This window comes from Mesorhizobium sp. M6A.T.Ce.TU.002.03.1.1, from assembly GCF_003997275.1.
Lineage (GTDB): Bacteria > Pseudomonadota > Alphaproteobacteria > Rhizobiales > Rhizobiaceae > Mesorhizobium > Mesorhizobium mediterraneum.
Window position 1 is genome coordinate 62,663 of the sequence record NZ_RZTI01000006.1, and the last position, 12,927, is coordinate 75,589.

A 12,927-nucleotide genomic window follows, 5' to 3' on the forward strand; every position below is an offset into this window, starting at 1 on the left:
TAACGCTGTGTCGGATCCGGCGTTCCTGTCGGGACGCTATATCCACCTTCTAAATCGAATGCCGGCTTCATCGAATTCGCGCACCATTTGAGCTTCCAGGGCGCGCTTCTCCCGTCTCGCGGGATTCCTCAGTTTAAGAGAGTGGAATTCCACATAGGCGGCATATAGATCACGATGGGTCCCAGCCCTGATCAAATCATCAAGAATTTCGTACTCTGCCCCTTCGACGTCGAGCTTGAGAACGATCACATCATACAGCTTACGCTTTGTCCGGATCATCTCTGAGAGCGAAAACGTTTCGACGAGGTCCGGCGCAAATCGCTGCGATTGATACAGGCTTCCGTTGTGGTCTAAGACTAGCGAGCAACTTTGGTGGGTGGCCTCCGACCGTTCTGGAGGGGGGCCAAACAATTCAGCGTAGCCATCTTTCACACTCGCCGCCTTTGCGACAATCTCCATAGTCAAATTTTCTGCGCGCAAAGCATTAAGCTGCGCAAGGCAATTCTTGTTGGGTTCGATCAAAACGTAATCGTATCTATCGGGCGTGTAGTATGCAGAAAAGTATCTAAACCCTTGGCCTATATTTGAGCCGCAATCGATAAACAATCCGCGACTTCGCTTTGTCAAATTGAGATGGGACAATGCCTGCCTTGCATCAGACGCAACGCGAGGGCGAAGCCCTTGCGATCTAAGCGGCTCGGTCAGCGACAGGGCCGACAACTGGAGGAGTCGACTAGGTCCCTCGGTTCGTAAGACCTCTAAGGATTGCTTGATCTTTCCCATGACCCCTCATTGCCAATAGCACTGCTGGCTCCGTTGCGGCCTAGCATCCTCAGTTTTTAAGAACCCGCTTGCTGCTTTGCCCGCGGAACTGACGTCTACCGGACTCTCTCCAAGCTCAGACACGCATCGCCTTGTGCGGGAGAAGGGCAGGTCCACTCATCTTCAATTTCTAGCCATTGAGATATGAACTCTCATCCTACGAATGAATGACAGGCCATACGCGTTTCGCCGAAACACTGCGCAACGAAACCAGCGCGGTTCCTTTGGCCTGCTGCTGGTTCAGGGGAACCGGCACTTTAAGCTAATCTTGCCGTTTCCTGGAGCTCCACGGGCTGAGGGTAGCCTGCTTTGCAAGACATGAGGGGAATCGACTATGCCGAAATGGCCTAGAATGGTTTTGGGGACGGTCCGCGCCAGAGCATCCACGCTCGCCAAAGAGACAGGCTTCAGGTGCAGTTTGTCCACCTGTCTCTGTTGGCGACCGCTGGCCCTCGCGCGATCTCGTTTCCCGCCAGCTCTTCAGGTCACAAAGAATGCGCCTGCCGTAACCGAGAGACCTGGAGAAAGGGTGGCGAACTGTGTTTGAGACGCACCGCCGATCCCGTCACTGTCGAAGGAGAGCGCTCCAGTCGAACTGTTGTAGATGATGTGGTCGGCGCTATCATGCGCGGCGCTACCCGCAAAGAAAGCGTCGGATGTGAGCGTGCCCAACTTGAGCCCGGCAAAAATCGCGTCGTCGAGGTGGATCTTGTTCTGGGACGGATTGAAGTCGGTAATCCTGTCGACATTGCCGTTACCAAGGGCGCTGTTGAAAACGAAAATGTCGTTGCCGCCAAAGCCGCTCAACTTATCGACACCGCCGCCGCCGTTGATGACGTTGGCGCCGGCATTGCCCTGGATGGTCTGGGCCAATTCGTTGCCGGTCAGGTTGATTGCCGTGGTACCGGCGTCCTTCGTGGTGCCAAGGACTTCAATCGACGAGCCGGACGAGAGCGCATAGCTCACAGAGGTCCACACCCTGTCTTGACCCTGGCCAGCGGACTCGATCACCCTATCGCCGGCATGGTCGACATAGTAATCGTCGTTGCCGCCAAAGCCGCTCATCTTATCGGCACCGCCGCCGCCGTTGATGATGTTGGCGCCGGCATTACCCTGGATGGTTTGGGCCAATTCGTTGCCGGTCAGGTTGATTGCCGTAGTGCCGGCATCCTTCGTGGTGCCAAGGACTTCAATCGACGAACCGGCTGAGAGCGCATAGCTCACAGCGGTCCACACCCTGTCTTGACCCTGGCCAGAGGACTCGACCACCTTGTCGCCGACATTGTCGACATAGTAATCGTCATTGCCGCCATGGCCGGCCATTGTGTGGGCTCCGGTTGCCCGAAGAACATCGGCTCCGCTGGTGCCGTCGAGTTTGTCGGTAGTCGGAGGTGGCGTGTCGGTAGGAGGTGGGTTGTCGGTAGGTGGTGGGTTGTCGGTAGGAGGCGGGTTGTCGGTAGGTGGTGGGTTGTCGGTAGGAGGCGGGTTGTTGGTTGGAGGCGGGGTGGTCGTGCTGGTGTTGTGCTGCAGGAAAAAGGATTGCATTGACGAAGTGTTGCCAAGCGAGGTTTCGCCGTTCTGCGAGGCCCATTTATAGGCCATGTCAAAGGCAGGATTGGGAACCAGCCTTTCCCAGTGGTCCATCATGGTCTGCATCTGAGACGTCGTGGGCATGACATACGACCCGCCCGTATTGGTCGCCCAGCCGCCGCCGCCAAACGCCTGATAGACCGGAATGATCGCGCTCTGCGGGATGCCTGCTTCCAACGCCGCAGCCACGGCTCTATCAATGTAGTTGAAGTCCACCGCAGTTGTGCGCACCGGATAAGGGTTTATTCCATAATAATCGATGCCAGTGTTGGCAGGATTGTAGGTATTGGAATAGTCCGAATCTGCGAACGACCCCATGTCCATCAGGGTGATAAAAGTCTTGGCGCCCGGAAAATGGGAATGGATCCAGTCGGATTCCGCCTTCAGGTTGGCAGCGCTCACCTGGGTATGGTACTTGCCGGTGGGATCAGGCTCATCAGTCAGGAAAAATCCAAGAACCTTCGGATTGCCGATGAGAGGCGTTACCTTGTCGATAAAGGACTGGGTTACCCCGTTGCTCTCGCCGAGCCAGATCAGGGCCTTCGAGCCATCCGGCAACGCGTTGACCGATGACGCGTATTGAAGATCAACCAGGTTGAAACCAGCGGCCTTGGCCTGGGCGGCTGACGCGCCCCAAGTGTAGTGCATTGTGGCCATGCGAATATCCTCGTCTGATTCGATAGCCCCCGTTCCCCTGCCTACTCGACGGCCCATATTAGCGCCTAATCAATTAGCGACATGCCATTGATAGAATCATTGATCTTCGACGGAGCTGTCATGTGATTTGACTGACGGTCCGCGCCAGAGCATTCACGCTCGCCAAAGAGACGGGCTTCAAGGTGCAGTTTGTCCACCTGTCTCTGTAGGTGACCGCGGGCCCTGGCGCGGTCTCGTTTGCCGCTAGCTCCTTCAGGTCACAAAGAATGAGGCTGCGTTAAGCGACAGATCGGGTGAGAGAGTGGCGAACTGTGTTTGAGACGTGCCGCCGATCCCGTCACTGTCGAAGGAGAGCGCTCCAGTCGAACTGTTGTAGATGATGTGGTCGGCGCTATCATCCGCGGCGCTACCCGCAAAGAAAGCGTCGGATGTGAGCGTGCCCAACTTGAGCCCGGCAAAAATCGCGTCGTCGAGGTGGATCTTGTTCTGGGACGGATTGAAGTCGGTAATCCTGTCGACATTGCCGTCACCAAGGGCGCTATTGAAGACAAAAATGTCGTTGCCGCCAAAGCCGCTCAACTTATCGGCACCGCCGCCGCCGTTGATGACGTTGGCGCCGGCATTGCCCTGGATGGTTTGGGCCAATTCGTTGCCGGTCAGGTTGATTGCCGTGGTGCCGGCGTCCTTCGTGGTGCCGAGGACTTCAATCGAAGAGCCGGCTGAGAGCGCATAGCTCACAGAGGTCCACACCCTGTCTTGACCTTGGCCAGAGGACTCGACCACCTCGTCGCCGGCATTGTCGGCATAGTAATCGTCGTTGCCGCCAAAGCCGTTCAACTTGTCAGCACCGCCGCCGCCGTTGATGACGTTGGCGCCGGCATTGCCCTGGATGGTTTGGGTCAATTCGTTGCCGGTGAGGTTGATCGCCGTGGTGCCGGCGTCCTCAGTGGTGCCAAGGACTTCAATCGACGAGCCGGCTGAGAGCGCATAGTCCACAGCGGTCCACACCCTGTCTTGACCTTGGCCAGCGGACTCGATCACCCTATCGCCGGCATTGTCGACATAGTAATCGTCGTTGCCGCCATCAGGCACGGGAGTAGGAGTAGGCGTAGCAAGGTCGGGCACGGGCGTAGGCGTAGCAACGTCGGGCACGGGCGTAGGCGTAGCAACAACGTCAGGCACGGGGGTAGGCGTAGCAACGTCAGGCACGGGCGTAGGCGTAGCGACGTCAGGCACGGGGGTAGGCGGAGCAACGTCAGGCACGAGGGTAGGCGTAGCAAGGTTGTGTTCCCGGAAAACAGCCTGCAGCTCCGGTGAGCTCTCAAGCGCGGTATCGCCTTCCTGTGAACCCCAGGCGTAGGCAAAGTCAAAGGCAGGATTGGGAACCAGCTGTTCCCAGTGGTCCATCATGGTCTCCAACTGATCCGTCGTCGGCATGACATATTTGCCGCCCGTGTTGGTCGTATAATTGCCGCCGCCAAAGGTCTGGTAGACCGGAACGATCGCGCTGGTCGGGATGCCCGACTCCACCGCTGCAGCCACGGTTCTGTCGATCATGTCGTAATCGACCGTTTCTGTGCCGGTGCGCACTGGGTACGGGTCTATTCCGAACAGATCGATATGCGTGTTGTCATAGTTGTAGGTGTTGGAAAAATCCGGATCGGCGGCAGACCCCATGTCCATCGCGGTGATGAAGGTCTTGGCTTCTGGCATACGAGAGTGGATCCAGTCGGATTCGGCTTTCAGATCCTCAGCGTCTACCTGTGTGTGGTATTGGCCGGTGGGATCCGGCTCGTCGACGAGAAAAAACCCAAATACCTTCGGATTGCCAAGGAAGGGGGTGACTTTGTCGATAAAGGACTGAGTTACGCCCTCGCCCTCGTTGAGCCAGACCATAGCCTTCGTGCCATCCGGCAGCTCGTTGACCTGATCAACGTATTGAACGTCAACCAGATTGAAGCCGGCGCTTGCGACTTCGGTGGCGGATCCACCCGCTGCAAAATGAAGTGCCATTTATATTCCTTTTTCTTAGCGCCCCGCGGTGCCTGCCTACTAGACGGCGTATATTAGCAACAAATCAAATACCCGCACCCTTCTGATAGATTCGTTGATCGCCGACAGGATTGCCGCACGGAAGCGAAAATTCTACTTATGACAACCGACCGGTTCGAGATCAAAAAAAGCGTTTTTTCATCGCAGTCTCTAAACGCCTATTAAGATAAATTATATTTTCAGCGAATTGATCTTGGTAACTATTTATATGAACTTGCCTTCAAAAATAATTTGCTATGAGTGGCTTGGCTTTTAATATGATTTGGACGGCGCCGAAGCTGGTAGGTTATGATGGTGCCTTGGCGGTGCTGACCCCGCTGAAGTGGCGTGGCAAAAATCGGATTTTTGACTGCCGACAACTAGAGGCCATAAATAGAACGGCAGGCAGAATAGCTCTTCTGCACAATATGCGCACTTGCCTGCGAGCAAATCCGATCACGTTAAGCTAGGTTCTGGGCCGGGCCATGTCCTCTGCTGTCGCAACCAAATTTGTTGTGGACACAGTGGGCGGGTGCTCGCTTACAACCGATAAAACTAAGGTTGCCGACATCGGAGTAGTCGAGTTTGGCTTAGCTGCCAGTCGCGGGAAGGCAGCCAAGACGGATGTGACTGAGATGCGGCTCAACCAGCATACCTAGGCACCGGCCCAGACGGAGGTCTAACAACCGACGGCTGTCGGAAGCGCAGTATTCGGTTGCCCGCCCATGGGCGAATGTGCCCGCAGGATTCCTCAACTTCCACGCGTAAATGACCCCGCCACCCCCTCATTGCGCAGGAGGATATGCGCGTCAAGACGGCCCGCCATACGGCCTCGGTACCACACCTGTGCAGGTCCTTGGTGCGGATTGTCGCGCCAAGCCGGGAGACCTAACGGCCTGAAGCTCGCAACACCTTGGTTTGCCTCATTCAAACAGACGAGGACAGTAGGCAAGCCTGCCCTTACCGTGACTTCTTACGCGCAGAAGAAGCGAAACCAAGATCATGAAGGCAGAAGCAAAAGCCGGCCACTTCCCGCGATTGGGAGACGGCGCATGGTCGGGAGAGGCAGGATGAACCCGCATCTCATGTGCGTGGGAGGCGAGGATCACGCCTTAAGAATTCCGTTCCTGATGTCGCTGCGCGAAAGGGGTTTTCGGGTCACTGCCGTCTCCAGTGGTGCTGAAGCCGCGTTTTTGCGACATGGCATTCCGCATCGCAGCTATGGTTTCGACCGATTTGCCAGCAGTAGCGGGGGATGGGGGGCCATCAGAGCGATTCGAAAATTAATGTCGGAACTACGACCGGACATTGTCCAAAGTTTCGACACCAAGCCGAACCTGCTGACGCCGCTTGCGGCGCGCGGGAAGGTTCCAGTGATCCGCACGATCAATGGTCTGGGCTGGACATTCTCGTCGCTGGAGCCACGGGCTCTGGCCCTACGTCCAATCTTTTGCGGACTGCAATGGCTCTCGTCCTTCTGGACGGCTGCGACGGTCTTCCAAAATCAGGACGATCAGGCTTTCTTTGAGCGCTACCGACTAATCCGACGCGGCAGCGGGCGGCTGATCCGCAGTTCTGGAATCGACGTCGATGCGTTCGCCATGGCAAGGCACCTTGCCCCGTCGGCGATGAAAATGCGCGAAGAGTTTGGGCTCCAGTCCGCCGAAGTCGTAATTTTCGTTGGCCGGCTGACCCGCCAGAAGGGCATCCCGACACTCCTCAAAGCAGTTCCACGCATCCTGTCAAAAAGGCCTGATGCACGTTTCGTGCTTGTCGGCCCATGGGAATCTGAGGGGCCCTTTGCCGTCGATAAATCGGATATCGATCAATATGCACCCCATGTCATAGCCTTGGGTCCACGACGCGATGTTCCAGCCCTTCTTGGCATGGCCGATCTGTTCGCCTTTCCGACGCAATATCGGGAAGGGATTCCGCGCGTCTTGCTCGAGGCAGGACTGGCGGGATTGCCTATCGTCGCCTCAAGGATGCCTGGCTGCAATGACGTGGTTGAGGACGGATGGAACGGCTATCTCGTCCCACCGCACGATGCTGATGGGCTTGCGTCTCGAATAATAGACATCTTGTCCGACCGCGGCCGTGGAAAGGTCATGGGCGGTCGTTCCGTCGAACTGGTCCGGGAGCAGTTCGCGCTGCCGCGGGTGGTCGATCAGTATTGCGATCTGTACAAAAATGTCCTTAGCGCCGAATCCCACGGCGGTCTTGCTCGACCGGCGTCCCCGGTCTTGCTCAAAGAAAATGCCGCAAACCGCGAATTGGGTGGAGCGCCCCGATGATCCGGAGCGCGTTGCTGGCCGCCGGCATTTCGATGGGCTATGCGGCGCAGATCAGTGTTCCGGGACTGCACCTCGGATATACCGAATTGTTCCTATCGCTCTGGATCATGCTGTCGATCGGGCGCGTAGTCGTTGGTGGTCGCCTGGAGGCGACGCCGGCCCTGTTCCGTCTTGTGACCTTCTGGCTGATCATGACGTTTGCTCAGGGGGTCGGGGCCCTTGTCGGTTTGCTGACCACGACGGTTCTGGACCTCTCGGGGCCGATTCACGACACAATGGCCTACCTGCTGTTGGCCAGCGTCACCTGCCTGGCCGCTGCGGAGCCCGACGCTGGTCGCCATCTGCGCCGCACTGCCTGGTGGGCGATCGGGATAGTGAGTGCATGCTTTACCTTTCAGCTGGCACTTGGGTGGGGTTGGATCCACCAATCCGGTGTCAATCCCTGGTTCTGGGATCGCTTCACCGGCTGGTCCGAGAATCCGAACCAACTCGCGATCTATTGTGCACTTTTTGGCCCCCTGGCCTTACATCTTGCGACGACCACAAGCAGTCCATGGGGAAGGTTGTTTGGGTTCAGCAGCCTTGTACTGACCGTCTATGTCGGAAGGCTGACAAGGAGTGATGCGTATCTTCTTACAAGCGTCCTGACCTGCCTGATATTTCTAGGGCTGCGGGTTCGGACATGGCTCACGACCGGTGACAAGGTCGGCGTTTCCCGGCAAGTCGCCGTGCTCTTGATGATCGGCTTCCTCCCCCTGGCGATGTCGATGACGCCTTACGTGCTCAAGGACATGAGCAGCGTCGAAAATTTCGCCAAGAGCCTCAGCAAGGGGGGGGGCGGCGAGGAGACCGCCTCAACCGCTACACTTCGCGTCAGGCTCTGGGGTGATGCAGTCTACAAGGGCGTGACGTCAGCGTCACTTGGCCTCGGTCCCGGCCCGCATGTGGCCCGCCCCTCCGTCTACTATCGGCAGTTTCTGCCCGAACCTTTCGAGGCCCACAACACGGTACTCGATCTGTACACTCAAGGTGGTCTGATTGCGATCCTGGCCCTGTTTTGGATCGTCGGCTCGGCCGCCATGTCAGCATGGCGTGCGAAGCTCGACGCGCTTTTTGCGCTGGTGGTGGCGATCATGATTTACGGGTTTCCGCACCTGATCATCCGCCACCCGATCGTTTGGTTTGGGCTGACCCTCTGTCTCGTTGCCGGAACGCCGCGAGCAGCTTCGGTATCTTCTAGAAAAACATCCACGGACTTGGGGTGACGGGATGTGTGGGATCACCGGAATTCTTCTTGCAACCGATGCGGCCAGTGCGAAGCCGCTGAGGGCAATAGCGCAAATGACGACAGCCCTTCGTCATCGTGGGCCTGATGGCTACGGCTTCTGGCGAGATCGGGAAGCCGGCGTTGCCTTCGGCCACAGGCGTTTGGCCATCGTCGACTTGTCGGAAGCAGGACACCAGCCGATGCATTCGGCAACTGGCCGATATGCCATCACCTTTAACGGCGAAATATACAATTTCCACGACCTGCGCCGCGAACTTGAAGGCGCGGGCCATCGTTTCCGCAGCACCTGCGATACCGAGGTCTTGCTGTGCGCGATTGAGAGTTGGGGGCTCGATGCCGCACTCAAGCGCTTCGCCGGCATGTTCGCCTTTGGATTGTGGGACAGGGAGACCAGGACCCTTCATCTCGCCCGCGATCGAATGGGCAAGAAGCCGCTTTACGTTGCTTCAACACGCGACGCGCTCGTTTTTGCGTCCGAGTTGAAGGCGATCAACTGCTTTCCAGGTTTCTGTCAGGAACTCGATCTCGATGTCGCCACGACGATGCTGTCGAGGGGATGGGTACCGGATGACAAGTGCATCTGGCGAGGCGTATTCAAGTTGCCGCCTGGTTCGGTACTGTCCGTAACGGCCGCAAATTTTACCGAGGCGCGCAGTGCCGCGTCGCTTTCGGATCGCATCCGGTACTGGTGGTCGCTGGCCGACACCGCCACGAAGGGTAGGGCGGACCCGATTGTCGGCACCGATGAAGAACTGACGAATGAGCTCGATGTCCTGCTTCGACTTGCCGTTCGGGAGCGCATGATCGCTGACGTCCCGCTGGGAGCCTTCCTGTCGGGGGGGATAGACAGTTCAGCCGTTGTTGCCCTGATGCAAGCGCAGTCGGAGAAGCCGGTGCGCACATTCACCATAGCTTTCGGAGAGTGCGGGTTCGATGAGGCTCCGCACGCTGCGGCGGTCGCCCGACATCTGGGCACCGACCATACCGAACTCCACCTTTCCAGCGCGGCCGCGCAGGAGGTCATTCCAGAACTGCCGCAAATTTGGGACGAACCGTTCGGCGACGAATCGCAGATACCAACTCTGCTCGTGGCGAGGCTCGCTCGCCAGCACGTTACGGTGGCTCTGACGGGCGACGGCGGCGACGAATGCTTCGCCGGCTACGCTCGCCACCTTATGGCGGCTCGAGCGAGACGACTGCATACGCTGCCGTCGCCGCTGCGTCAGACGCTTGCTGCAGGTGTTGGATTGCTTGCTCGTGCAGCCCGTCACGATCTCGTCGGTAAGCTGCCGCTTTCGGTGCATGCCCGGCACGCGCTGCGGAGCGACCGGTTGGATCGCCTGGCTCGGCTGCTCGCAGCGGCAGATGAGAACGAATTGTATCAGCGGCTCAGTGGATCATCGACCGAGAACCTCACCCATCAGAAAACACCCGTATCGGTTCAGGGCGAACCTCCGTTTGATGATCTGCTGTCCCGTCTCTTGTACGATGACATGGTCGGCTACCTGCCTGGCGACATAATGGTGAAGCTGGATCGCGCCAGCATGGCCGCCGGCCTCGAGGGACGATGCCCGCTTCTCGACCATCGCGTTGTCGACTTCGCCTGGCGCCTACCGGCGGACGTAATGGTGCGCCACGGCAAAGGCAAGTGGCTCCTTCGTCAGTTGCTGCATCGGTATGTTCCCGAGCGGCTGATCGATCGTCCGAAGCAAGGTTTCGATGTTCCCATAGCAGTCTGGCTGAGAGGTCCGCTGCGCATCTGGGCCAGCGATGTTCTCACCGACATGCGCCTCTCCGGAGACGGGATATTCGACTTTGCAAAGGTCGAGGCGTGCTGGCGAGATCACTTGGATGGAAGGCAGGATCATTCTCGTGATTTGTGGGCGGCGTTGATGTTCCAGGCTTGGCGCAACGAGGCCCGTAGGGCACCGGCGCCAGCAACGAACCTGCGTCGCGTGTTCGAACTGGCAGGAGTGTAAGATGGAAGGTTCCATAGTCAGCCGCAAGCAACTTCCGCGCGCCACTGAGATGCACGTTGCCGCGCACGAGACCAGGCCGCGCATGAGGCGCCCGCTGCGTGAGCCGATGGACACGCAGGCCCCGATCCATCAGCTACTCACGACCATCGCGAGGAGAAAATGGTTCCTGCTCGCCATGGTAGCCCTGGGCGGTGTTTTGGCCGGGCTTGCGGGTTTGGCAGTTCCCGTCGGGTATGAGGCGAGCACGCAAGTTATTCTCGATGCTCCGAGCAGGAACGGGCCCGCCGGCGCGGAGCCCGCCTCGGAGATGCTGGATGCCAGCATTGACGACAATATAACCATGCTGTTGTCGCAAGGAAATCTGCGACGCGTGATGGCAGCGCTGCGCAAGACGGAGGCTGGCAGCACTGCTGAACAAGGTGATGCCGGAACTGGAAATTCTCGTCCCAACCCCGCTCGTGGCGACCGGCCGAATTTGCGCTCATTTGCAGACGGTCTGTTGGGCGGAATTTTGCCGCAGAGCAAGCCGGACGCTGCGGATGCGGCTGAACTAAAGGCGTTGCGGAAGGGCATGAGGGTTGGCCAGGAGCTGCGATCGAGAGTCATCAGCATAGGCTTTACCGATCCGGATCCGGCGCGAGCCGCAATGGTAGCTAATACATTCGCCCAATCGTACATCGACGATCTCGCAAAGAGACGTCAGGCAGCGGACAGAGTGGAACTCACCTCGATAGTCGCTGCCCTGCCAGGTGTGCAACGCGATCTGGCAGCAGCGACCGATCGCCTGGAAAAGTATCGGCTGAGTCATGGTGCAATCGACCAAGGTGCTGCGGACAACGCCGCTAAGGAGACGGCTGAACTCAGCCAGCAGATTTCCTTGTCGAAAGCAGATCTCTCCGCCACGGAATCTCGCCTTCGACGTATTCAGGAACTGCGAAAGGAGGGGGCATCGGTCGCCTCGCTCGCTCAAGCCATCGGATCGCCGGTGTTGGCCGAATTGGCGGCTCGCCAGGCCAATGACGCGGCAGATAAAAATCTGCGCGATGCGATCAATCGCGAGATCGAACAAGCCACCGCTCGGATCGCAGCGGAGGCCAGCATCTACCGTGCCCAAATTGCAGCTCTGGAAAGCCGCAAGGATGTGCTCGATGCGGTTGTGGCTGATACCGCGGGCCGGCTGTCCGGGCTGCGTGCGCTGGAGCCGCAGGTCAGTATCTTGACGCAACGATACAACCAGCTTCTGACCCAACAACAGGAATTGATACGGCGCATCGCAACTCCCTCGGCCGGAGTGTCGGTCCTTTCGGCGGCATGGCCGCCGACGAATCCAAAGACCCTGTCGCCGATTTTCCTTATTCCACCCGGTATGGTTGTGTTTGGGCTTCTTGGCGGCGTCTTCGTTGTTATTCGCAACCGCCTCGATCAGACCTTGCGCGGCGAGGCCGAAACTGAAGCAGCGCTCGGGGTTCCATGCTTGGGGCTGATACCACAAGCTCCCACGATGCACGCCAAGCGGCTGAAGCAGCTGGTTTTAGCGCAGCAGAGGTCCAGATACAGCCGCGCCGTGACGTCCCTGCTTATCGCCGCGGCGCCCAAGCAAGCGGGGGATCGCTCGTCGCACGTCATTCTCGTAACGTCCACCGTCCAGGATGATGGCAAGACCGAGCTTGCATGGAGCCTGGCCTTGGCAGCCACCCGACTGGGGGGACGAGTGCTTTTCCTCGATCTTGACCGTACGGGCGCCCGCCTCACGAACGAATTCCTGGACGAATTCAAGGCTCTCAAGCCTCACTTTTTCTTCGGAGACTATGTGAGTGAACGCTGTGCCTTGCGCGATGCAATCGCGGGAATGCCTGAAATCGGAATCGACTTCATGGCTCTCGCACCCTCGGAGGATCTGCTGGCATTGCTTTCCACGGCCGACAGTTCCCTGTTCACGGATGAGCTGCACTCGATCTACAGCGTCGTCATCATAAATGGACCGGTGGGACTTGGAGGACCGGAGGCCGGGCTTCTGACTGGCTGGGCTGATGCGGTTCTTTTCGCCGTTCGCTGGGGCAGGACGCGACGCAGCATGGCGCGTGGGGTTTTGGAAACGCTTGCGAGCGATGCGTCGGTTTCGGTCCCTGTGGGGAGCGTTCTCACGCAGGTTAATCTCAAGAAGCATGCCAGTTACCAGTTCGGGGACAGTGCTGATCTTTTGCTTGAGGAACCATCATGAGCGTCACAAGCGGACGTCGAAGCAACGACGGTCGCGGAAATCGCG

General features: G+C 58.3%; 7 protein-coding genes. 4 read left to right on the plus strand and 3 right to left on the minus strand.

Annotation, left to right across the window (positions count from 1 at the left end; all coding sequences use genetic code 11):
* Positions 1-36: 36 nt before the first annotated feature.
* The 3 genes from EOC93_RS03535 to EOC93_RS03545 all read right to left on the minus strand — a co-directional run bounded on the left by EOC93_RS03535 (position 37) and on the right by EOC93_RS03545 (position 5,082).
* Positions 37-783, minus strand: a complete 747-nt coding sequence (locus tag EOC93_RS03535; protein WP_127203860.1) for an FkbM family methyltransferase — start codon at positions 781-783, stop codon at positions 37-39.
* 519 nt (positions 784-1,302) lie between these two features.
* On the minus strand, positions 1,303-3,069 hold the full coding sequence (locus EOC93_RS03540; RefSeq protein WP_127203861.1) for a calcium-binding protein: 1,767 nt from the start codon (positions 3,067-3,069) through the stop codon (positions 1,303-1,305).
* Between the two features lie 252 nt (positions 3,070-3,321).
* Complete coding sequence (locus EOC93_RS03545) at positions 3,322-5,082, minus strand: calcium-binding protein (protein WP_127203862.1); 1,761 nt, start codon at positions 5,080-5,082, stop codon at positions 3,322-3,324.
* Positions 5,083-6,170: 1,088 nt separating this feature from the next.
* Between EOC93_RS03545 and EOC93_RS03550 the strand changes: the two genes are divergently transcribed.
* From EOC93_RS03550 to EOC93_RS03565, 4 genes are read left to right on the plus strand one after another with little or no spacing between them, the layout of a single operon-like run.
* Positions 6,171-7,394: a glycosyltransferase family 4 protein gene (locus EOC93_RS03550; protein ID WP_095485555.1), complete on the plus strand. Its 1,224-nt coding sequence runs from the start codon at positions 6,171-6,173 to the stop codon at positions 7,392-7,394.
* On the plus strand, positions 7,391-8,659 hold the full coding sequence (locus EOC93_RS03555) for a polymerase (protein WP_095485213.1): 1,269 nt from the start codon (positions 7,391-7,393) through the stop codon (positions 8,657-8,659). The genes EOC93_RS03550 and EOC93_RS03555 overlap by 4 nt, the downstream gene beginning before the upstream one ends.
* 4 nt (positions 8,660-8,663) lie before the next feature.
* A complete protein-coding gene (gene asnB, locus EOC93_RS03560) occupies positions 8,664-10,661 on the plus strand; it encodes an asparagine synthase (glutamine-hydrolyzing) (protein ID WP_095485212.1) in 1,998 nt (665 codons plus the stop codon).
* Position 10,662: 1 nt separating this feature from the next.
* Complete coding sequence (locus EOC93_RS03565; protein WP_127203863.1) at positions 10,663-12,882, plus strand: exopolysaccharide transport family protein; 2,220 nt, start codon at positions 10,663-10,665, stop codon at positions 12,880-12,882.
* Positions 12,883-12,927 lie beyond the last annotated feature (45 nt).

Excerpts from the sequence above, each read along its gene's own strand:
- EOC93_RS03535 (WP_127203860.1), bottom strand. The coding sequence starts at position 783 with ATGGGAAAGATCAAGCAATCCTTAGAGGTCTTACGAACCGAGGGACCT.
- EOC93_RS03540 (WP_127203861.1), bottom strand. The coding sequence starts at position 3,069 with ATGGCCACAATGCACTACACTTGGGGCGCGTCAGCCGCCCAGGCCAAG.
- EOC93_RS03545 (WP_127203862.1), bottom strand. The coding sequence starts at position 5,082 with ATGGCACTTCATTTTGCAGCGGGTGGATCCGCCACCGAAGTCGCAAGC.
- EOC93_RS03550 (WP_095485555.1), top strand. The coding sequence starts at position 6,171 with ATGAACCCGCATCTCATGTGCGTGGGAGGCGAGGATCACGCCTTAAGA.
- EOC93_RS03555 (WP_095485213.1), top strand. The coding sequence starts at position 7,391 with ATGATCCGGAGCGCGTTGCTGGCCGCCGGCATTTCGATGGGCTATGCG.
- asnB (WP_095485212.1), top strand. The coding sequence starts at position 8,664 with ATGTGTGGGATCACCGGAATTCTTCTTGCAACCGATGCGGCCAGTGCG.
- EOC93_RS03565 (WP_127203863.1), top strand. The coding sequence starts at position 10,663 with ATGGAAGGTTCCATAGTCAGCCGCAAGCAACTTCCGCGCGCCACTGAG.